Below are 19,948 nucleotides of genomic sequence, written 5' to 3'. Positions count from 1 at the left end.
TCCCGTTCCCTCGTGGAGCGGGGCCGTGTCCCGCTTGCCTGCGGCACCACCACGAGGAAGGGTGGTGCGATGGGTGAAGAGCGCGACGGCGTGGCGTTGACCAACCTCGACCAGCCGCTGTTCGACGGCGCCGACGCGACCAAGGGCGACCTGGTCGACTACCTCGACGCGGTGCGGGACCGGATCCTCCCCGGCCTGGCCGGTCGACCGCTGTCGGTGGTGCGGGTGCGACCCGGCCAGGAACCCTTCACCCAGAAGAACCTGCCCAAGTACACGCCGTCGTGGGTGCCGTCGGTGTCCCTGTGGGCCGAGACCTCCAAGCGCGAGATCCGGTACGCGGTGTGCGAGGACCGGCGCACGCTGCTGTGGTTCGCCAACCAGCGGGCGGTCGAGTACCACGTCACGTTGGCGCACGCCGGCGCGTTCGACCGGCCCACCCACCTCGTGCTCGACCTCGACCCGCCGGAGGGCGCGGGGTTCGACGTGGTCGTGGCGGCGGCGAAGCTGGTGCGGCGGGCGTTGGCCGACGACGGGCTGACGGGCGTGCTGAAGACCAGTGGTTCCAAGGGCGTGCACGTGTTCGTGCCGGTCGAGGGCGCCGATCACGACGTGGCCGCCGCGACCCGGGCGTTGGCGGCGCGGGCCGAACGGCTGGACCCGGACCTGGCCACGACGGCGTTCATCAAGGACGACCGCGGCGGGCGGGTGTTCCTGGACTCCACCCGCGCGTACGGCGCGACCGTCGCCGCCGCGTACAGCCCGCGGATCCGGCCCGGCGCCACCGTGTCGTTCCCGGTCGACTGGGACGACCTCGACGCCGTGACGCCCGCCGACTTCACCGTCCGGACCGCCGCGGCGCTGCTCGGCGACGACGACCCGTGGAACTCCCGGATGCCCGCGCCGCAGCGGCTGCCGGACGACCTGGTCGCCGAGGGTCACACCATCCCGGTGGCCCGCGTCCAGGCCATGCACGAGGGCAAGCGGCGGGCACGCGCCCAGCGCGCCGGACAATGATTTTCGGACAACACTGAAGTTGTCGAGCGGACAAAACTGTCCGCTCTGCGTCCGAACGTGTTACGACGAAAGTCGCTACCGCGGTGGTGTCGCAGCCCGCACGCTCGTGCGTGGCTTTCCCTACACCCTGCGGAGGCAGCCATGTCCTTGCGAAGGACGACACCCGTGGCGAGCGCCCTGTTGCTCGCCGCGACCCTGCTCAGCCCACCCGTCGCCACCGCGACGCCGGTGGCCCTGGCCGTGCCCGACATCTCGCTGGCCAACGTGCAGGCGCACCTGAACGACTTCCAGACGATCGCCAACAACAACGGCGGCAACCGGGCGCACGGCCGGCCGGGCTACCTGGCGTCGGTCAACCACGTCAAGGCGAAGCTGGACGCGGCCGGCTACCAGACGTCCGTGCAGCAGTTCACCAGCAGCGGCGCGACCGGCTACAACCTCATCGCGGACTGGCCGGGCGGCGACCCGAACGACGTGCTGATGCTCGGCGGCCACCTCGACAGCGTCAGCGCGGGCCCGGGCATCAACGACAACGGCACCGGCTCGGCGGGCCTGCTGGAGGTCGCGCTGACCGTGGCGCGGCAGGGCCTGGCGCCGCGCAAGCACATCCGGTTCGGCTGGTGGGGCGCGGAGGAGCTGGGCCTGATCGGCTCCACCCACTACGTGAACAACCTGCCCACGACCGAGCGCTCGAAGGTCAAGGCGTACCTGAACTTCGACATGATCGGCTCGCCGAACGCGGGCTACTTCGTCTACAGCGCCTCGGGTCAGCCGACGGGGTCGTTGCAGTTGCAGCAGGCGTTGCAGGCGGGGTTCAGCGTGCCGACCGAGCTGACGGCGGTGGGCGGGCGGTCCGACCACGCCGCGTTCGCGCGGGCGGGCATCCCCATCGGCGGCACGTTCACCGGCGCCGAGGTCACCAAGACCGCGGCGCAGGCGCAGAAGTGGGGCGGCACGGCGGGCGTCGCCTTCGACCGCTGCTACCACCGCTCGTGCGACACGACGGCGAACGTGGACGCCACCGCGTTGGACCGCAACAGCGACGCCATCGCCCACGCCCTGTGGACGCTGGCCGGCACGGGCACCTCACCGGGGCCGCGCTTCGAGAACCCGACCGACGTGGCCATCCCCGACCTGAGCACGGTGGAGAGCCCGATCACGGTGTCCGGGGTGACGGGCAACGCGCCGTCGGCGTTGGCGGTGGGCGTGGACATCACCCACACCTACCGGGGTGACCTGGTGATCGACCTGATCGCGCCGGACGGCACGGCGTACCGGGTGAAGACCTCCGGCAACGACAGCGCGGACAACGTCGTGACGACGTACTCGGTGAACGCCTCCGCCGAGGTGGCCAACGGCACGTGGAAGCTGCGCGTGCAGGACGTCGCGTCGGCGGACACCGGCCGGATCAACGGCTGGTCCTTGCAGTTCTGATCCTCGCCGATCCCCGGTGCGCGGTGGCGGAGCTTCCTGCGGCTCCGCCACCGCGCGGTCGGCTCAGCCCTGGGCCGCGGCCTCGTCCATCCAGAACACGTTCCACACGTGGCCGTCGAGGTCCTCGAAGCTGCGGCCGTACATGAAGCCGTGGTCCTCCGGCTCCCGGACGAACCCGCCGCCCGCGGCCAGCGCCTTGTCGGCCAGCTCGTCGACCTGCCCGCGGCTGTCGAGGGACAGCGCCACGATCGCCTCCGTGGTGGTGCGCGCGTCGGCGATCTCCTTGGTGGTGAACGTCTTGAAGAACGGCTCGGTCACCAGCATCGCGTAGACGGTGTCGCTGAACACGACGCAGGACGCGTTCTCGTCGGTGAACGCCGGGTTGTGCGCGAAGCCGAGCGAGGCGAAGAACTCGATCGACTTGGTCAGGTCGGTCACCGGCAGGTTCACGAAGATCTTCACGGACATGGTTCGAGGCCCCCATTTGCCACGATCGGACACCGGTGTGTCCTTCGGATACTTGAGTGTCCGGTGGACACTGGGTGTACGGTAGACACAGATCGACAAGGTGAGCAACCCCCGATTTTTCGAGAGCGGTGAGCGGATGGCGAGCGAGGACCGAGGCGTGGACTTGCTGTGGGGTTCGCGGGACAAGCCCGCACGGCCGGCCAGGCTCGCGCTCACCGTCGACCGCATCGCCGCCGCGGCCATCGAGGTGGCCGACGCGGAAGGCATGGCCGCGGTGTCCATGCAGCAGGTCGCGGCCCGGTTGGACGTCACGAAGATGGCGCTCTACCGGCACGTGGCGAGCAAGGCCGAGCTGGTCGCGGTGATGATCGAGTCGGCCGTCGGCGAGCCGCCGGACCTGCGGTCGACGCCGGGCGGCTGGCGGCCGAGGCTGGTCCGCTGGTGCGACCTGATGCGCGAGACCTGGCAACGCCACCCGTGGCTGCCCGCCGCCACCACGGGCGAACGCATGACCGGCCCGCGCGAAGTGGGGTGGACGGAATCCGCGGTGGCCGCGCTGGCCGACACCGGACTCGACGGCGGTGAGCGGATGGACGCCGTGTTCCTGCTCAGCGGCCACATCCGCAACACCCAGTCGGCCGTGACGGCGGGCACCCAACCGTGGACGGCGGAGAAGCAGCTGCGCACGGTCCTGCACGACCACCACCACCGCTTCCCCGCGCTGCACGAGGCGGCGCAGTCGACCAACGGCGGCCCCCGGGACAACGGCTGGCAGTTCGGCCTGGACCGCATCCTGGACGGCCTGACAGTGCTGATCGAGGAGCGCCGCTCCGGCTCGCCCCGCTGACCCGCCCGGTCAGCGGCGGGGCAGGTAGGCGGCGACCTCGGCGATCGCGTCCAGGGTGTCGTGGTCGAACTGCCCGCCGGGCGCGTTCTCGGCCTCCGCGACGGTGACGGCCGCGCCGTCGCGATCGCTGCCGTAGCGCAGCCCGGTGAACGTGATCTCGCCCAGTTCGAGCAGCTGTCCGCCCAGCGGCGTGATGTCACCACTGCCGTGCACGTCCATCAGGTCCTGGAACCGACGTGCGTCGCCGGCGTTGGTCAAGCCGACCCGGACGATCGACACCACCGCCGTGTTGCCGGCCTCGTCGGCGACCGGGAACAGCTCCCGTTCCAGGTAGGTGCAGCGGTGAGCGGTGAAGAACTCCTGGACCTGGCCGAAGGAGACCGCGAGGCACTCGGCCTGCTGCTTGACGGTGCGCTTCACCTGCCGCAGCCCCATGCGCTGCCACGCCGCCTCGGGCTCCCCGCGCCGCGCGGCCTTCTGCCCGTCGCTCTTGCGGGCCCGCAACTGCCCTGACGATCCGCCCAGCCGCACCGATCCCACGCCGACCTCGGCCGCCCCAACCTGCCCCGCCGCGCTCACCGCAGTGCCCGCCGCACCCGCACCCCCTCCCGCGGCGAAGATCCCCAGCGCGGCCATCCCGGCCACGACCGCACCGGTCCCGCCCTTGCCCGGGATCCGCCTGACCCGCCCTTGCTTGTCGGTGTAGAAACGGTCAGCCATATTCCACCCCTTGTGTACTACTCCGATCGGCCTAATCGACAGCCGCGGACGCAGGGTAGCGACGGGGACCGACAGCTCGGCGGCCCCCGACAGGGTGACACGACTGCATATGCAACTAGTTGCACTGCACCGCGTTGCACAGCTACGGTCACGGCCATGGCGTTGGAGCACGCGATCCTCGTGTCGCTGGACGAGCGCTCGGGCTCCGGCTACGAGCTGGCCCAGCGGTTCGAGAAGTCCATCGGCTTCTTCTGGGCCGCCACCCACCAGCAGATCTACCGCACGCTCAAGCGCATGGTGGAGCTCGGCTGGGTGTCGTGCCACGAGGTCGCCCAGGACGGCCGGCCGGACAAGAAGGTCTACGAGGTCGCCGAGGCCGGCCGCGGGGAGCTGGCCCGCTGGCTGGCCTCCCCCGGCGAGCCGGAGACGATCCGGCACGACCTGTCGGTCAAGATCCGCGGCGCGTCGTTGGGCGACGCGGCCGCGTTGACCGGCGAGATCGCCCGGCACCGCGACCTGCACGCCGAACGCCTCGACGTCTACCTCGCCATCGAGAAGAAGGACTTCCCGGACCCGTCGGCCCTGTCCGGCCGGCGGCTGCACCAGTACCTGGTCCTGCGCGGCGGGATCCGGGCCGAGCGGGCGCTGGTCGAGTGGTGCGACGAGGTGCTGGCCGCGATGCGAGAGGACGACCGGCGATGACCGCCTACCCCACCCTGCTCCAGCCCCTGGACCTGGGCTTCACGACCCTGCGCAACCGGGTGCTGATGGGCTCGATGCACACCGGCATGGAGGACCGCGCCAAGGACTTCGACGCGCTGGCCGCCTACTTCGCCGAACGGGCGCGCGGCGGCGTCGGCCTCATCGTCACCGGCGGTTTCGCGCCCAACCGGACGGGTTCGCTCTACCCGTTCGCCTCCAAGCTCACCACGCACCGCGAAGCGCGCGACCACCGCGTCATCACGCAGGCCGTGCACGAGCACGACGGCAAGATCGCCCTCCAACTGCTGCACGCCGGCCGCTACGCCTACCACCCGTTCAGCGTGTCCGCGTCCGCGCTCAAGGCGCCGATCGGCAAGTTCCGCCCACGCGCGCTGTCGGACCGGGGCGTGCGGGCGCAGGTCGACGCGTTCGCCCGCGCCACCGCACTGGCCCGCGAGGCCGGCTACGACGGCGTCGAGATCATGGGTTCCGAGGGCTACTTCATCAACCAGTTCCTCGCGCCGCGCACCAACAAGCGCACCGACCGCTGGGGCGGCAGCCCGGAGAACCGGCGGCGCATCGCGGTCGAGATCGTGCGCCGCTGCCGCGAGGCCGCCGGCCCGGACTTCGTCATCGTCTACCGGCTGTCGATGCTCGACCTGGTCGAGGACGGCCAGACGTGGGACGAGGTGGTCGCGCTCGGCCAGGAGGTCGAGGCGGCCGGCGCGACGATCATCAACACCGGCATCGGCTGGCACGAGGCACGCGTGCCGACGATCGTCACGTCGGTGCCGCGCGCGGCGTTCGCGAACGTCACCGCCAAGCTGCGCCCGCACGTCGGCATCCCGGTGGTGACCTCGAACCGGATCAACATGCCGGAGGTCGCCGAGGAGGTGCTGGCGCGCGGTGACGCGGACATGGTGTCGATGGCCCGGCCGTTCCTCGCCGACCCGGACTGGGTGCGCAAGGCCGAGACCGGCCGCGCCGACGAGATCAACACGTGCATCGCGTGCAACCAGGCGTGCCTGGACCACACGTTCGCGCTGAAGAAGGCGTCCTGCATGGTCAACCCGCGTGCGGGCAACGAGACCACGCTCCGGCTGCTGCCGACCCGGCGCGCCAAGAGGGTGGCGGTGGTCGGCGCGGGTCCGGCGGGGCTGGCGGCGGCGACCGCCCTGGCCGAACGCGGGCACGAGGTGGAGCTGTTCGAGGCCGACGACGACATCGGCGGCCAGTTCGCCATCGCCCGCCGCATCCCGGGCAAGGAGGAGTTCGCCGAGACGATCCGCTACTACCGGCGGCGGGTCGAGCTGACCGGGGTGGAGCTGCACCTGGGCGCCCGGGTCACGGCGGACGACGTGGCCGACTTCGACGAGGTCGTGATCGCCACCGGCGTCGCGCCGCGCGTGCCCGCCATCCCCGGCGTGGAGCGCGCGCTGTCCTACGTGGACGTGGTCCGCCACGGCGCGCCCGTGGGCGACCGGGTCGCGGTGATCGGCGCGGGCGGGATCGGGGTGGACGTCACCGAGTTCCTCACCCACGCCTCCTCCCCCGCCCTCGACGTGGACGAGTGGCGGGCCGAGTGGGGCGTCACCGACCCCGAACAGGTGCGCGGCGGTATCACCGAGCCGAAGCCCGCCAAGCCCGCGCGGCAGGTGTACCTGTTGCAGCGCAAGACGTCGCGGATCGGCAAGGGCCTGGGCAAGACCACCGGCTGGGTGCACCGGGCGGCGCTGGCCGCCAAGGGCGTCGAGCAGCTGACCGGCGTGAACTACGAGCGGATCGACGACGAGGGCCTGCACATCACGTTCGGGCCGAAGCGGGAACGGCCGCAGGTGCTCGACGTGGACACCGTGGTGGTGTGCGCGGGTCAGGAGTCCGTGCGCGACCTGGTCGACGAGCTGACCGGACGCGGCGTCGTCACGCACGTGATCGGCGGCGCGGACGTGGCCGCGGAGCTCGACGCCAAGCGCGCCATCGACCAGGGCACGCGACTCGCGGCCACGATCTGACCAGGAGGCACGGATGAACGCGGCACTGCGGTTCAAGGCGGCCGTCGAGGCGGGCGACATCGTCGGCGCGACGGAGTTCTTCAGCGACGACATCAGGTTCCACAGCCCGGTGAAGTTTCAGCCGTTCGAGGGAATCGACGCCGTGCGCGCCCTGTTCAAGGTGCTCCAGCGGACGTTCGAGGACTTCCGGTACGTGGGCCGGTACGACGGGCCGAACGGCCACGTCCTGCACTTCCGCACCGCGGTGGGCGGAAAGCAGGTCGAGGGCATCGACCTGATCGAGCTGGACGACGACGGCCGGATCGGCACGTTCACCGTGATGATCCGGCCGCAGTCGGCGCTGACCGCGGTCGGCGAGGCGATCTGGGCGGGCCTCGTCGCCGACGGCGTCGTGTCGTGACGACCTACTCGTAGAACGTCGGGCTCACCCAGTAGTTGCTGTCGTGCCACGTCTCGGTCGGGAAGCCGCCGCCGACGCCGTAGCGGTACACACCGGCACCGGACACACCGTTGTGCGGCGCGATGAACGGCGCGGAGACCACGGTCCCGGTGTAGTAGTGCTCCGTCGACCGGTAGCCGCCCTCCGGCGTGTAGTAGGACACGACGTAGTCGACGCCGGGCTGCACGGGAACGGCCTGGTCGAACCCGACGATCTGCCACGTGACCGGGTCGCCCCGGCCGGTCTGCTCCGCGAGCAGCGTCCCGTCGCCGCGCCACAGGTGGACGACGACCGGCCCCTGGTACGCGCCGCGCTTGAGGTAGATCCCGGTCACCCGGCCCGGGCGGTCGAAGCGGATCCGCGTGCCGACCTCCACCGGGTCGGGGTCCGGGTCGAAGCCGCCGCGCCAGGCGAAGGAGTCGAGGATGCACAGGCACGCCACCGGGGACAGGGGCGCGGGCACGTCGACGTGGATGAGCAGGTCCGGGGAGGACACCTTGCCGACGTCGGTCGCGGTGTGCGCCCGCGCCCCGGTGACGTGGATGCCGGGCTCGGTCGGGGTGAACAGGTAGCGCCACTCGGTCGTGCCCTCGGCGTCGTGCCACGTCTCACCGTTGTCGGTGGTGACCTCGACACGCGTGATGGGGGTCGTCCACGTGCCCTGGACGTCGCCGGTGATCAGCAGCGGAATGCCGATCTCGGCCTGCGGGGTCCAGCTCGGGAGCAGGACGCGGGCCCGGAAGTCGTCTTCGGCCGCCTGCGCGGGCGCCGTGCCGGCGAGGACCACCGCGACCGCGGTGAGCACCCCCGCGAGCCCGGTTGATCGGGACATGGGTTCTCCTGGTCGATCACGAGCGCGGTGCGGGACATCCACGATCTCCCCTGCCACAAGGGCAATCGCCGGGTGCGGGCCGGGCGCTACACGCCCGCTTCGGGGTTCCCGCACCCGCGGTGCCCGCCGGCCTACGCTCGCCGACGTGGACTTCATCTTCGCCCGGCCCGACTCGAAGGCCGCCGCGGCGGCGCTCGACGTGTGCCACGAGTACGCCGAACCCTGGTTGCTGAACCACTCGCTGCGCGCCTACTCGTGGGCCGTCGCGTACGCCGCCGACGTGGACATCGCCCACGACGGCGAGCTGCTGTACGTCGCCGCGCTCCTGCACGACCTCGCGCTCACCGCGCCGTTCGACAGCCACACGCTGCCGTTCGAGGAGGCGGGCGGGCACGTGGCGTGGGTGTTCGCGGCGGGAGCCGGGTGGGGCCGGGTGCGACGCGACCGGCTGGCCGAGGTCATCGTGCTGCACATGCGCGACGACGTCTCCGCCGAGGACGACCCGGAGGGCCACCTGTTGCAGGTCGCGGTCAGCGCCGACGTGTCGGGACGCGGGCTCGACCGGTTCACCGACCAGGTCCAGGACGACGTGGTGACCCGGTACCCGCGCCTCGGGTTCGCCGACGCGTTCCTGGCCCTGGCCGAGGACCAGGCCGAGCGCAAACCCCGCTGCGCGGTCGCCGAGCTGGTGCGCGACGGCTGGGCGCAGCGGGTGTCGGGCAACCCGTTGGACGCGCCAGGCCGGTGACCGGGCGCGTCCAAAGGGTCATCCCCTCAGCGGCTCACCTCAGCCCGTAGGCCCGGATGATGGTCTGGTCGACCGCGTTGCCCGCGGCGTCGCGCGCCTGGGCCTTGAGCGAGACGAACTTCGCGCCGGCCGGGTGGACCACCGCCGCGAGCCAGCGCTGCCCGACCTTGACCAGGGGCGCGGGCCGCCACGTCCTGCCGTCGTCGAACGAGACCTGCACCGCGGGCTTGGCGACACCCTCGGCGCCGGTCTCGCCGTTGCGCTGCACGTACACCGGGAACGCGAACGGCCGCCCGGCCGCCGCGCGGTTCTCGGCGTCCAACGACGGCGCGAACCGCACCGCGAGCAGCGGCAGGGCCGCCGGCTGCGCGCCGGCCACGTGCTCCGAGGTGAACGACCAGTCCGCCACCACCCGCGTGGACAGCTCGGCCACGCCGGACCGCTCGGCCTCGGTGTGCAGCTGGTAGGTGCCCTTGCCCGCGGGCACGACGCCCGACACGGACCCGTCGTAGGGCGACTCGGCGAGCAGCACGCCGTCGCGGTGCAACGTGGTCCTGCCCGCCGTGACCTCCGAGAACCCGTAGTGGTTCGAGTCCTGGTCGGTGAACACCGGCACCGAGACCGAGACCTCGTCACCGAGTCGCCCGGCCCACTCGTAGGCCCGCCTCATGGTCGGGAACGCCGGTCCGAACACGGCGGCGTTCCACTTCTCGGTCACCGGGCGACCCGCGGTGAACCGGCGCGGCTGCGCGGTCGCCTGCGAGCTCTGCGGCGGGAACGCCTGGGGTTCCGGCAGCTGGAGGAAGTCGCCGTACCAGTCGTGGCCCGGGGAGTAGTGCTCGGCGACCTCCAGCGGCAGCGGACCGCCCGCCATCTGGTCGCGGAACCCCGTCGTCCCCGGTCCGGCTGAGGCGACCAGCGACGTGACCTTGGCCAGGTCGCGGCGGTGGAACGCCCGGTCGAGCCGCTCGGGCACCGCGCCGTCGTGCTGCCAGGCGACCGAGTACTGGTAGGGGCTGCCGACGTAGGTGCCGTTGCCGTCGGGCTTGGCCAGCCGTCCGGCCACGCTGAAGCTCGCCGCGCCGGGCGCGGAGGTCTTCGACGGCGCGAACAGCACGTCGCCCGGTCTGAACCCGATGAAGCCGGTGCCGGTTTCGCCCCAGGACGCCGTGCGGCGGAAGTACACCTCGGTGTAGCCGACCTCGGCTCCCCGCTCGTCCACCGACAGCGCGACCGGCTTGCCCGCGCGGGCGTCGAACACGACCTCGGTGGGACCGGTGACGGTGAAGCTGGGCTCCAGCACCTGGGTCAGCTGCCTGGTCTGAACGGTCTGGATGAACGCGTCGGCGTAGAACGTGCCCTTGGGCACCCGTGCGACGACCGTGCCGGACGGGTCGTGGTGCAGGTACGCCTTGCGGTGGTCCATGTCGACCAGCCGGTAGAAGTAGTCCGGCGTGGGCGCGCCGGTGTGGTCGAGGAACGTGAACCTCACCTCGTAGCTCTCGACCTCCTTGGTCACCGCGATCGGCGTGCGCAACGGCGTGGCACCGCCGGTGGCCACGACGGCACCGCTGTACCGGCCGTCCGGCGAGTCCAGCGAGGTGTCGACGGTGACGGCGACGGACGCCTCGCCGCCCGGCGGCACGGTGACCGACGACGGTGACAGCGTGACCATGCCCGCGGGCACGGGGTTGCCGTCCGGGTCGCGCAGGTCGGCGGTCGGCACCAGGGTGACCGGGGTGGCGCCGCTGTTGCGGTAGGCGACCTTCGCCTCGATCGGCTGGTCGTCGTCGTGCGGCCACTCGGCCAGGCCCAGGCTCAGCGAGGCGGGTTCGGCCGCCAGCGACTGCGTGACGGCCGCGGCCACGTCGACCCGGCCCGCGCCCTGCTCGTCCGCGGTGAGGTCGGCGTGGGGCTTCGCGCTCGCCATGAGCGCGCGCTTGATCTGCCCGGCGGTCCAGTCCGGGTGCTGACCGGCCAGGATCGCGGCGGCGCCGGCCACGTGCGGCGCGGCCATCGACGTGCCGGACAGCGCGACGTGCGCGTCGCCGACCGGGGTGCCGATGCGGCCGTTCGCCGCCTTGGCCGCGACGATGTCCACGCCCGGCGCGGTGATGTCCGGCTTGATCGCGTCGTCGAACCAGCGCGGTCCGCGCGAGGAGAACTCGGCCAGCCGGTCCTCCCGGTCCACCGCGCCCACGGTGAGCGCCGAGTCCGCCGCCGCCGGGCTGCCGATGGTCTGCTCGCTGGGCCCACTGTTGCCCGCCGAGACGACGAACAGCGCGCCGCTGCTCGCGGTGAGCCGGTCGACGGCCTGCGACATCGGGTCGGTGCCGTCGGTGCGCATGGCCGCGCCGAGGCTCATGTTGACCACGTCGGCGCCCGCCGCCACGGCCCACTCCATGCCCGCGATGATGTCGGACTCGTAACCGCCGCCGAAGTCGCCGAGCACCTTGCCGTTGAGCACCGCGCTGTCCGGCGCCACGCCCTGGTACCGGCCGGAGCCGGTGATGGTGGCGGCGACGTGCGTGCCGTGGCCGATGCGGTCGTCGGTGTCGGGGCTGTCGCTGAAGTTGCGGGACTCCACGACCGCGCCCGCGAGGTCCGGGTGCGTCGCGTCGATGCCGGTGTCGAGCACCGCGACCTTCGCGCCGGCGCCGGTGTGCCCGGCCTGCCACGCCCGCGGCGCGCCGACCTGCGGGACGCTGCGGTCGAGGGTGGCCCGGACCGGCCCGTCCAGCCACACCTCGTCCACGCCCGAGGCCCGCGCGCCCGCCCAGAACGCCGTGTCCTTCGGCGCCCGCACCGCGTACCCGCCGATGCTGGGCAACGGCTGCCCGGCCACCGCGGGGCCGGACGACGTCACGATCAGCGGCGTGACGCGGGTCGACCGGTCGTCGTAGCCCGCCCGGATCAGGCCGGTGACGTCGAACAGCCGCTCGTCCAACCGGCCGGACCGCAGGTCCGCCAGCACGTCGGTCGGCCGCACGTGCAGGTCGCCATGCTCGTCGAGCTGCTGCACGAACCTCACGTCGGCGCGTCCGCGACCGGGGCGCACGTCGGCACGACCCGCGCGGACGGTGACGACGTCGCCGGTCACCAGGGTGATCGTGCCCTCCGGTAACGCGCCGGCCTGCCGCCCACCGCCCGGTCGTGGCGGCTCGGCGGCGGACGGGACGCTCACGGCGGTCATCACCACCGCCGTGACCAGCCCCAACGCCAGTGGTGCCCGTGTTCTGCGGGACATTCTGCGGGACATGTGGAACTCCCCTCGCCGTGGCGGTACCTCACCGACCGCCACTGCCCTCCGTAAGTAAGACACCTCGGAGAGCTACCGCGTTGCTTCGGGGACTCGTATTCGCCGACGCGGTGCCGGACGATCACGTGCGCCGGAACGGCCCCAGCACCTCGCGGAGGTAGGCGAGCGCACCCCACCGGTCGCCCTCGTGCGCCAAGGTGCTGAGCACCTCCCGGAGGAACACCACGGGCATCCGGTCGCGCCAGTCGCGGTCCAGCGGTCGGACCTCGTGGTAGGCGTCGAAGAACCGGGCGGGCGAGTCGGCGCCGCAGAACATCATGCTCAGGTCCACGTCGGGCCACGTCCACGACACCGCCGGGTCGATGAACACCGGCTCGCCCGCCGCCGTGGCCACCACGTTGTTGTGCCACAGGTCCCCGTGGGTCAACGCGGGCGGTGCGGCGGGCACGATCTCCGGGAGCCGCGCGCACAGCCGCTCCAGCGCGGCGCGGTCGTCCGCCGTCAGCACGGCGTCGGCCTTCGGCTCCTCGACGTAGCGCAGCAGCCGGTGCTCGATGAAGAACGCGTGCCCGTCGTCGTGCCACGCGTTGTGCTGCGGCAGCACGCCCAGCCACCCGTCGTGCTCCCAGCCGAACCGCGGGCCGCGCACGTCGTGCAGCGCGGCGATCGCCCGTCCGGCGCTCTCCCAGAACGCGTCGGTCTCGCGCGGCCGCGGTGTCAACGCCTCCAGCAGCAGCCAGTCCTCGCCGACGTCGAGCACGTCGGGCGTGCGCAGGCTGTGTTCGCGCAGCACCGCCAGCCCCTCGGCCTCGACCTCGAACAACGACCGCGGCGCGTTCTCGGCCGTCTTGAGCACGACCTCGCGGCCGGCGCCGCGGATCAGCCACACCGTGTTGACCACGCCACCGGTCAACCGGACGACCTCGGCGTCCGCACCCAGCCGGGCCAGCACCTGCTCGGCCGAAACTCCTTGTGCGGTCAACGGTTCCCCCTGATTCCGCTGTCCGGCCGACGCCGGCGGGATGCGGTCGAGACTACCGTTCGGATCGATTCAGCGGACATCTCGCAGGACATCTCGCAATGGAGCGATCATGCCCAAGTCACGCACGCCCGCGGCCGTCCTCGCCCTCGCCGTCGCCCTGCCGCTGGTGGCCGCGCCCGCCGCGCAGGCCGCGCAGCTCACCGCCTTCGTCACCGAGTTGCCCGGTCTGCCGGGCTACCCCACCCACCGCACCGTCGCGGTCAACGACCTCGGCCAGATCATCGGTGTCACGTCCGGCAACGGCGCGCCGCGCACGGTCCAGTGGGCCCGCGGCAGCACGGGCACCGACCTCGGCCCGGGCATACCGTCCGGCCTCAACCAGATCGGCCAGGTGGTCATCCAGGAGGCGGTCAACGGCGCGGGCCCCTACGTGCAGCGGCCGCGGATCTGGCACGCGGGCAAGGTCACCGACCTCACGCCGAGCGGCTCCGGCTGGGTCATCGCGGCGGCGATCAACAACAGCGGCGTGGTGCCGATGACCTACTCCACGTCCCCGTCCGGGTACCACCAGGAACGCGCGGCGGTGTGGCGGGACGGCAAGCACTCGTCGTTGCCGGTGTCCGGGTCGCACCTGTCGCTCAGCGCGATCAACGACGCCGGTGTGATCGCCGGGTCGAAGCTGCCGATGTTCGGCCCGGAGGCGTTCGCGTTCCGGTGCGTCGACACCACGAAGTGCGAGCCCCTGGCCACCGTGCCCGGATCCGGCTCCTACTCGGTCGAGGCGATCAACGAGGCCGGGGTCGTCGTCGGCAACAAGGACACGCAGGCGCTGCGCTGGGACGGCGCCGGCGTCACCGTGCTGTCGACGGCCGGCCGCGTGGCGAACGGCCCGCAGGCGATCAACGAACGCGGCGACGTCGTGGGCTGGACGACGGAGTTCAGCGGCACCAGCAAGGCGACGCTGTGGCCGGCCGGCGGCAAACCGGTGGACCTGGGCGTGCCCGGCCCGTCCGAGGCGGTCGCGATCAACGAGCGCGGCGACGTGATCGGCTGGACCTCGGCCGACAACCCCGACGCACCCCGCGCTTTCCTTTGGCGCGCCGGGAAGGTGGTCTACCTGGGCTCCCTCGGCGGCGCCCACAGCCTCCCGACCGCGTTGAACGACCGGGGCACGATCGTCGGCGAGAGCACCACGCCGGACGGCACGCTGAAAGCGGTGAAGTGGAACCTGATTGGTGTCTGATTGCCGCTGCTCCGCAGACGGCAGGCTCGGTCGCCCGGAAGTCGGTCGTTCGCGCCTGTGTTGGATTGCCGCTGCTCCGCAGACGGCGGGCGAGGTCGCCCGGAAGTCGGTCGTTCGCGCCCTGATTCCCCGACGATCGAAGAGCGTGATCGCCGGGGAATGAGGACGCGAACGACCGACGCGACCTCGCGGGATGGGTTACCCGGTGAGGTGGGGGTGAGGTGGGCTGGTCAGCCTGCTTGGTGGGGTGGACAGGCGGTGTTCTGAGGTGCCGAAGTGTTCACCGGGTGTTCGACTCCGCGCACCACGCGACGCAGGGCCGGAAAACGATACTTCGGCCTGCCGCCGTCCGGGTGATGATCGGAGTTCCCATGTCGCACGACCACAGCCACGACCACAGCCACGAGGAAGTGGAGGGCAGCTGGCGCGACGCGCAGGACGACCGGCCGCTCTCGGTGGCACGGCGCCGTTTCCTGGCCGGTCTGGGCACGGCCGGTGTGGCCGGCACGCTGGGCACGGCGCTGGGCGCGACACCGGCCCACGCGCACGGCGACCGGCCGGCCACGCCGGTGAACCCGTGGCGCGGGCGTGGGCGCTGGTTCGCGGGCGACCACCACATCCACACCAAGTACTCCTCCGACGCCCAGTACGAGGTCGCCCAGCAGGTGGCCAAGGCCCGCGAGCACGGGCTGGACTGGGTCGTGATCACCGACCACGGCGGCGTGGCGCACGAGAAGTTCTCCATCGACCAGGTCGCGCCGGACATCGAGCGGGCCCGCAGGTCGCACCGGGACGTGCTGGTCTACCAAGGCCTGGAGTGGAACATCCCGGGCGCCGAGCACGCCACCGTGTTCCTGCCGCCCGGCCGGTCCACGGTGGACATCCTGCGGGCGTTCGAGGCCGGCTACGACGGTGGGGTCCTGTCGACCCCGGTCGCGAACGGCGGCAAGGGGCTGATCACCCGCTCGACCTCGGCCGACGGCGAGCCGTACGCGTTGGCGGCCCTGCGGTACCTGGAGGCGCAGGTGCTGTCCGGCCGCACCGAGATCGCGCTGATGTTCGCCAACCACCCGGCACGGCGCGGCGTGGACAGCCCGCACGAGTTCCGCGGCTGGCGCGACGCCGCTCCCGGCGTGGCGGTGGGCATGGAGGGCGCACCCGGTCACCAGGCCGCGGGCATCAAGGCGGCGGACGGCGGCCGCGGCGGGGGTCGTGGCGGCTACGACGCCTCACCGAACCAGGACAGCTTCCCCGGCTACGCGCCCACCGCCGCGGAGAACCCCTACCGCACCTACGGCGGGTTCGACTGGATGACCGCCAAGGTCGGCGGCCTGTGGGACTCGCTGCTCGCCGAGGGCAGGCCGTGGTGGGTCACCGCCACCTCCGACGCGCACGGGGTGCACAAGGACACGCACAAGCAGGGCACCGGCGACCACGCCACGACCGGCAGCCGCGGCGCGCCCATCGACACCGGCGTCCCGCAGGTCAACAGCGACTACTGGCCCGGTTTCTACAGCTCGACCCTGGTCGGCGCCGACTCGAAGTCCTACGTGGACGTGATGCGCGGCATGCAGGGCGGCAAGGTCGTCGCGGTGCACGGCCGGATCATCGACGGGCTCGACCTGCGGGTGCGGTCGCTCGGCGAGGGCGACAACCGGGGCGTCACCATCGGCGGCCGCACGTTCGTGCGGCGCGGTGACGACGTCGAGGTGGTGGTCGAGGTCGACCTGACCCGTGGCGCGAACTTCGCGGGCGTGGTGCCGCGGCTGGCCAAGGTCGACCTGATCGCCGGTCCGGTCACCGGTCCGGTGGCGGACCGCGACGCGTTGTCCGCGCCCGCGACGAGGGTGGTCGAGCAGTTCGAGGTGGCCCGCTCCGCGCGCGGCACGGTGCGGTTCACGCACACGTTCCGCGGCGTGGACCGCGCGTTCTACCTGCGGCTGCGCGGGTCGGACGGCAACCGGCTGACGTCGGACGGCAACCCGGTGATGGACGTGGTCGGTGACGCCGACCCGTGGTCGGACCTGTGGTTCTACGCGAACCCGGTGTTCGTGGACGTCATCTGATGTGGCTGGGCGCGGTGCCCGCCGTGCCGGGCGAGCACCGCGCGGCGCACGTGGACGCGTTGCTGCTGGACGCGTTCGACGGTGTGGCGGCGGACTTCGTGTGCACGCACGTCGACCGGCTCGGCCCGGTCGCCGTCACCACGCTGTCCGCGCACGTGCCGGGCGAGGTGGACGTCGACCGGCTGGCGGAGGCGTTGGGCGGCCCGGTGGTGGTGCTCGACGACTCCGACGGCGCCGACGACTCCGACGGCCCCGCCGTTCGCGCGGCCAGGGCGGGCCGCGACCGCGCCGACGGCCGTTGTGTCCGGTTCCCCGGCCAGGACGCGCTCACCGGCACGCACCCGGCGGCCGAGGTGGTGGCGAGGTCGGCGATCGACCGGGTGGTCGGCATCGGTGTCGAGGTCGCGCCGACCGACCCGGTGGAAACGCTGGGCTTCCTGCGCCCGGTGTGCCGGGAGGGTGAGCTGGTGCTACTCGTGGAGCCCGCCGTCGGCGGCGTGCTGCGCCCGGCGGAGGCGGAGACCCCGCACGAGTGCTGCGGGGGTCATTGACCGGATGCCGGGACCGCCCGCGAACGCCCACAGGGCGATCACCGGGTCGCAGATCGCGCAGCCGAGCGACGAGTGCTCGGCGAACGGCACGATCGGGTTGCCGTGCACGTGGTGCGCCACGTCCGCGGCCGTGTGCACGAGCCACCCGATGCCGATGAACGTCCACGACGTCAGGCCACGGTAGGCGCAGCAGGTGATCACGGTGGTGATGGCGAACTCCCACGCCCCCAGTCCCCCGCCGCTGAGGTACGCCGCCCCGGCACCACCGACCATGATCGCGTTGAACGGTCGGCGGTGCCGGTCGGGGACGAGTGAGTTCAGGAGCACGTACAGCACGCCGATGAGCAGTGCCGAGACCACGACCATGCCGGCGGTCCTTGTCGTCGCAGGAGAACGGTTCGCCCCGGACGTTAGGAGCGCCGCGCCCGGCGCGGCAGTGGCCGCAGCGCCAGACTCCAACGGGTTCTCGCCAACTCCCGGCTCTCAGGCCACCGGGGGCGTCTCGGGCAGGTCGAGGCTCGTGCGCAGGGTGATCGGCTTGAGCAGCAGCGCCGCGACCACTCCCACCACGGCGATGGCCGCCGAGATCAGGAAGATGTGGCCGGTGGCGTCGCCGTACGCGGCGCGGACGATGTGCTGCACGGTGTCCGGGAGCACGGCCAGGTTCAGGCTGCCGCCGCCCGCGCCAGACACCGGGATGCCGGCCGCGGTCAGGTCGCGGGTGATGGCGTCCTCGACCCGGCGCGCGAGCACGGCGCCGAGCACCGACACGCCGACCGTGCCGCCGAGGGACCGGAAGAACGCGATGGTCGAGCTGGCCGCGCCGATGTCCTTCAACGGCACCGTGTTCTGCACCGCGAGCACGAGGTTCTGCATGCTCAGGCCGACACCGGCGCCGACGAGCAGCATCGCGCCGCCGACCAGGACCAGCGACGTGTCGTGGTCGATCTGCCCCAGCGCGAGGAACCCGACGACGAGCGTCGCGGCGCCCGCCACGATGTAGGGCTTGACCTTGCCGGTCTTGGTGATCAGCCGCCCGGACACGATGGACGTGCCCAGCACGCCCACCATCATCGGGATGGTCAGCAACCCCGCCTCGGTCGGGCTGTAGCCGCGGCCGATCTGGAAGTACTGGCCGAGGAACACCGCGCCGCCGAACATGGCCATGCCGACCGCCACGCTGGCCAGGATCGCCAACGCGGTGGTGCGCTGCCGGACGATGCCCAGCGGCACCACCGGTTCCGCGGCACGTGCCTCGACCGCGACCGCCGCGCCGAGCAGCACCACCGACGCGCCCACCATCGCGAAGCTCTGCCACGACAGCCACGCGAACGAGCCGTCCACGAACGAGATCCAGACCAGCAGCACGCTCACGCCCACCGCGATCAGGCTCGCGCCAAGGTAGTCGATCCGCACGTCGTCCCGCCGGGTGGTCCGCACCTTCAACGTGGCCTGGAGCACGAACAACGCGACCACCGCGACCGGCACGCCGATGAAGAAGCACCAGCGCCACCCGAGCCACGGGGTGTCCACGATCAGGCCGCCGAGCAGCGGCCCGCCGACCGTGGCCAACGCCATCACGCCGCCGAGGTAGCCGTTGTACCGACCGCGTTCGCGCGGCGGGATCATCGCCGCGATCACCACCTGCACCAACGCCTGCAGGCCGCCGACGCCGATGCCCTGGAACGCGCGCGCGGCGATGAGCTGGCCCGCGCTCTGCGCGAAGCCGCTGACCGCCGAACCGACCACGAAGATCACGATGGCGACCTGGACCAGGGTCTTCTTGTCGAACAGGTCCGCGAGCTTGCCCCACACGGGGGTGGTGGCGGTCGCGGTCAGCAGGGTGGCGGTGACCACCCAGGTGTACTGGGTCTGCGAGCCGTTGAGCGCGCCGATGATCTGCGGCAGGGCCGTGGACACGACGGTGCCGCTGAGCATCGCGACGAACAGCACCAGCAGCAGCCCGCTCAGAGCCTCCAGGACTTGCCGGTGGCTCATCGTGCCGGTGGTGGTGGGTGCGCTCATCGCGCGGCCTCCAAGGTGGAGCCGAGGGCTCCTTCGACGTCGGTGGTCAAGCGCCCCAGGGATTCGGTCAGCGCCTCGACCTCTTCAGGGCTCCAGCGGGCGAGCGAGCGGCACAGCAGTTCGTCGTACCAGTCGCGGGCGGCCGCCAGCTCGGCGTGACCGCGCTCGGTCACCACGAGGATGCTGGCGCGGCCGTCGCAGGGGTCGACGCGCCGTTCCACCAGGCCGTTGGCGACCAGCGCGGCCACCGTGCGGCTGACCGTGGACGGGTCGAGCCCGGCGCGGGCGGCCAGTTCCTTGGCGTGGCAGCCGGAGGGGGTCGCACCGGTGCGGTCGATCAGCGAGAGCGCGCCGATCAGGCCGGGAGGCAGTCGCTGGCGGCGCTGCTTGACCATCCGCACGACCCTGAGCAGGTCACGGACCCGGTCTTCGAGCTGCCGCGCGACGGCGTCCATGCCGCACCCCTGTCTCCCCGGATTGCTTGTCGCATACAACTATCACCCAAACTTGCACGACGTGCAAGTTTGCTCGGTGTGCAATGAGTTACACCGACCCCGAACGGCGGCGTTTGACCGCCGCCGGCTACGGGCATTTGAGAAGAGCGAC

General features: G+C 72.2%; 18 protein-coding genes. 10 read left to right on the top strand and 8 right to left on the bottom strand.

Annotated elements, in window-relative coordinates; all coding sequences use genetic code 11:
* Nucleotides 1-69 precede the first annotated feature (69 nt).
* The gene (locus AB0K14_RS06970; protein ID WP_360465325.1) at nucleotides 70-1,014 is read left to right on the top strand and encodes an ATP-dependent DNA ligase; all 945 of its coding nucleotides are present in this window, start codon (nucleotides 70-72) and stop codon (nucleotides 1,012-1,014) included.
* 165 nt (nucleotides 1,015-1,179) lie between these two features.
* Nucleotides 1,180-2,448 (top strand): M28 family metallopeptidase, encoded by a 1,269-nt coding sequence (locus tag AB0K14_RS06965; RefSeq protein ID WP_360465327.1) that lies wholly within the window; start codon nucleotides 1,180-1,182, stop codon nucleotides 2,446-2,448.
* A 63-nt stretch (nucleotides 2,449-2,511) separates the two neighbouring features.
* Here the strand turns inward: AB0K14_RS06965 and AB0K14_RS06960 are convergent, their stop codons facing one another.
* Nucleotides 2,512-2,916 (bottom strand): VOC family protein, encoded by a 405-nt coding sequence (locus tag AB0K14_RS06960; protein ID WP_360465330.1) that lies wholly within the window; start codon nucleotides 2,914-2,916, stop codon nucleotides 2,512-2,514.
* A 157-nt stretch (nucleotides 2,917-3,073) separates the two neighbouring features.
* Between AB0K14_RS06960 and AB0K14_RS06955 the strand changes: the two genes are divergently transcribed.
* Nucleotides 3,074-3,763 (top strand): TetR/AcrR family transcriptional regulator, encoded by a 690-nt coding sequence (locus tag AB0K14_RS06955; RefSeq protein WP_360465332.1) that lies wholly within the window; start codon nucleotides 3,074-3,076, stop codon nucleotides 3,761-3,763.
* Between the two features lie 9 nt (nucleotides 3,764-3,772).
* On the opposite strand, the gene AB0K14_RS06950 is transcribed toward AB0K14_RS06955, so the two are convergent.
* Nucleotides 3,773-4,483: a hypothetical protein gene (locus tag AB0K14_RS06950; RefSeq protein WP_360465335.1), complete on the bottom strand. Its 711-nt coding sequence runs from the start codon at nucleotides 4,481-4,483 to the stop codon at nucleotides 3,773-3,775.
* A gap of 156 nt (nucleotides 4,484-4,639) precedes the next feature.
* Here AB0K14_RS06950 and AB0K14_RS06945 point away from each other — a divergent pair, with 156 nt between their 5' ends.
* The 3 genes from AB0K14_RS06945 to AB0K14_RS06935 are packed head-to-tail and all read left to right on the top strand — an operon-like array spanning nucleotide 4,640 to nucleotide 7,597.
* On the top strand, nucleotides 4,640-5,185 hold the full coding sequence (locus AB0K14_RS06945; RefSeq protein WP_360465337.1) for a PadR family transcriptional regulator: 546 nt from the start codon (nucleotides 4,640-4,642) through the stop codon (nucleotides 5,183-5,185).
* On the top strand, nucleotides 5,182-7,197 hold the full coding sequence (locus AB0K14_RS06940) for an NADPH-dependent 2,4-dienoyl-CoA reductase (RefSeq protein ID WP_360465340.1): 2,016 nt from the start codon (nucleotides 5,182-5,184) through the stop codon (nucleotides 7,195-7,197). Before AB0K14_RS06945 ends, AB0K14_RS06940 begins: the two co-directional genes overlap by 4 nt.
* Nucleotides 7,198-7,210: 13 nt before the next feature.
* A complete protein-coding gene (locus AB0K14_RS06935) occupies nucleotides 7,211-7,597 on the top strand; it encodes a nuclear transport factor 2 family protein (RefSeq protein WP_360465343.1) in 387 nt (128 codons plus the stop codon).
* Between the two features lie 4 nt (nucleotides 7,598-7,601).
* On the opposite strand, the gene AB0K14_RS06930 is transcribed toward AB0K14_RS06935, so the two are convergent.
* Entirely contained in the window at nucleotides 7,602-8,468 is an 867-nt protein-coding gene (locus tag AB0K14_RS06930; RefSeq protein WP_360465345.1) for a DUF4082 domain-containing protein, read from the bottom strand.
* Nucleotides 8,469-8,613: 145 nt separating this feature from the next.
* On the opposite strand from AB0K14_RS06930, the gene AB0K14_RS06925 reads away from it, so the two are divergent.
* Nucleotides 8,614-9,216 (top strand): HD domain-containing protein, encoded by a 603-nt coding sequence (locus AB0K14_RS06925; RefSeq protein WP_360465348.1) that lies wholly within the window; start codon nucleotides 8,614-8,616, stop codon nucleotides 9,214-9,216.
* Between the two features lie 34 nt (nucleotides 9,217-9,250).
* Here the strand turns inward: AB0K14_RS06925 and AB0K14_RS06920 are convergent, their stop codons facing one another.
* Nucleotides 9,251-12,475 carry a S8 family serine peptidase gene (locus tag AB0K14_RS06920; RefSeq protein ID WP_360465350.1) on the bottom strand — a complete coding sequence of 1,075 codons (3,225 nt, stop codon included), beginning with the start codon at nucleotides 12,473-12,475 and terminating at the stop codon, nucleotides 9,251-9,253.
* A 121-nt stretch (nucleotides 12,476-12,596) separates the two neighbouring features.
* Complete coding sequence (locus AB0K14_RS06915; protein WP_360465352.1) at nucleotides 12,597-13,457, bottom strand: fructosamine kinase family protein; 861 nt, start codon at nucleotides 13,455-13,457, stop codon at nucleotides 12,597-12,599.
* A gap of 109 nt (nucleotides 13,458-13,566) precedes the next feature.
* Between AB0K14_RS06915 and AB0K14_RS06910 the strand changes: the two genes are divergently transcribed.
* The 3 genes from AB0K14_RS06910 (at nucleotide 13,567) to AB0K14_RS06900 (ending at nucleotide 17,317) form a co-directional block, all read left to right on the top strand.
* Nucleotides 13,567-14,700 (top strand): hypothetical protein, encoded by a 1,134-nt coding sequence (locus AB0K14_RS06910; protein ID WP_360465355.1) that lies wholly within the window; start codon nucleotides 13,567-13,569, stop codon nucleotides 14,698-14,700.
* A 371-nt stretch (nucleotides 14,701-15,071) separates the two neighbouring features.
* A complete protein-coding gene (locus AB0K14_RS06905; protein WP_360458490.1) occupies nucleotides 15,072-16,766 on the top strand; it encodes a PHP domain-containing protein in 1,695 nt (564 codons plus the stop codon).
* On the top strand, nucleotides 16,766-17,317 hold the full coding sequence (locus AB0K14_RS06900) for a hypothetical protein (RefSeq protein WP_360458493.1): 552 nt from the start codon (nucleotides 16,766-16,768) through the stop codon (nucleotides 17,315-17,317). The genes AB0K14_RS06905 and AB0K14_RS06900 overlap by 1 nt, the downstream gene beginning before the upstream one ends.
* Here the strand turns inward: AB0K14_RS06900 and AB0K14_RS06895 are convergent.
* The 3 genes from AB0K14_RS06895 to AB0K14_RS06885 all read right to left on the bottom strand — a co-directional run bounded on the left by AB0K14_RS06895 (nucleotide 17,237) and on the right by AB0K14_RS06885 (nucleotide 19,797).
* Entirely contained in the window at nucleotides 17,237-17,683 is a 447-nt protein-coding gene (locus AB0K14_RS06895) for a DUF6010 family protein (RefSeq protein ID WP_360458496.1), read from the bottom strand. The two genes, AB0K14_RS06900 and AB0K14_RS06895, sit on opposite strands and share 81 nt — an antisense overlap.
* A 117-nt stretch (nucleotides 17,684-17,800) precedes the next feature.
* Nucleotides 17,801-19,342 carry an MDR family MFS transporter gene (locus tag AB0K14_RS06890; RefSeq protein WP_360458499.1) on the bottom strand — a complete coding sequence of 514 codons (1,542 nt, stop codon included), beginning with the start codon at nucleotides 19,340-19,342 and terminating at the stop codon, nucleotides 17,801-17,803.
* Nucleotides 19,339-19,797, bottom strand: coding sequence for a MarR family winged helix-turn-helix transcriptional regulator (locus AB0K14_RS06885; protein ID WP_360458502.1), 459 nt, complete (start codon nucleotides 19,795-19,797; stop codon nucleotides 19,339-19,341). Before AB0K14_RS06885 ends, AB0K14_RS06890 begins: the two co-directional genes overlap by 4 nt.
* Nucleotides 19,798-19,948: the final 151 nt, after the last annotated feature.

This window comes from Actinosynnema sp. NPDC050801 (genome assembly GCF_040673975.1).
Classification (GTDB): domain Bacteria; phylum Actinomycetota; class Actinomycetes; order Mycobacteriales; family Pseudonocardiaceae; genus Actinosynnema.
Note: the sequence above shows the minus strand (reverse complement) of the source record. Positions and strands in the feature narration are given on the sequence as shown.

What these genes read in the sequence shown, in the direction of transcription:
- AB0K14_RS06970 (WP_360465325.1), top strand. Translation starts at nt 70, where the DNA reads ATGGGTGAAGAGCGCGACGGCGTGGCGTTGACCAACCTCGACCAGCCG.
- AB0K14_RS06960 (WP_360465330.1), bottom strand. Translation starts at nt 2,916, where the DNA reads ATGTCCGTGAAGATCTTCGTGAACCTGCCGGTGACCGACCTGACCAAG.
- AB0K14_RS06950 (WP_360465335.1), bottom strand. Translation starts at nt 4,483, where the DNA reads ATGGCTGACCGTTTCTACACCGACAAGCAAGGGCGGGTCAGGCGGATC.
- AB0K14_RS06945 (WP_360465337.1), top strand. Translation starts at nt 4,640, where the DNA reads ATGGCGTTGGAGCACGCGATCCTCGTGTCGCTGGACGAGCGCTCGGGC.
- AB0K14_RS06940 (WP_360465340.1), top strand. Translation starts at nt 5,182, where the DNA reads ATGACCGCCTACCCCACCCTGCTCCAGCCCCTGGACCTGGGCTTCACG.
- AB0K14_RS06935 (WP_360465343.1), top strand. Translation starts at nt 7,211, where the DNA reads ATGAACGCGGCACTGCGGTTCAAGGCGGCCGTCGAGGCGGGCGACATC.
- AB0K14_RS06930 (WP_360465345.1), bottom strand. Translation starts at nt 8,468, where the DNA reads ATGTCCCGATCAACCGGGCTCGCGGGGGTGCTCACCGCGGTCGCGGTG.
- AB0K14_RS06920 (WP_360465350.1), bottom strand. Translation starts at nt 12,475, where the DNA reads ATGTCCCGCAGAATGTCCCGCAGAACACGGGCACCACTGGCGTTGGGG.
- AB0K14_RS06910 (WP_360465355.1), top strand. Translation starts at nt 13,567, where the DNA reads ATGCCCAAGTCACGCACGCCCGCGGCCGTCCTCGCCCTCGCCGTCGCC.
- AB0K14_RS06905 (WP_360458490.1), top strand. Translation starts at nt 15,072, where the DNA reads ATGTCGCACGACCACAGCCACGACCACAGCCACGAGGAAGTGGAGGGC.
- AB0K14_RS06900 (WP_360458493.1), top strand. Translation starts at nt 16,766, where the DNA reads ATGTGGCTGGGCGCGGTGCCCGCCGTGCCGGGCGAGCACCGCGCGGCG.
- AB0K14_RS06895 (WP_360458496.1), bottom strand. Translation starts at nt 17,683, where the DNA reads ATGGTCGTGGTCTCGGCACTGCTCATCGGCGTGCTGTACGTGCTCCTG.
- AB0K14_RS06890 (WP_360458499.1), bottom strand. Translation starts at nt 19,342, where the DNA reads ATGAGCGCACCCACCACCACCGGCACGATGAGCCACCGGCAAGTCCTG.
- AB0K14_RS06885 (WP_360458502.1), bottom strand. Translation starts at nt 19,797, where the DNA reads ATGGACGCCGTCGCGCGGCAGCTCGAAGACCGGGTCCGTGACCTGCTC.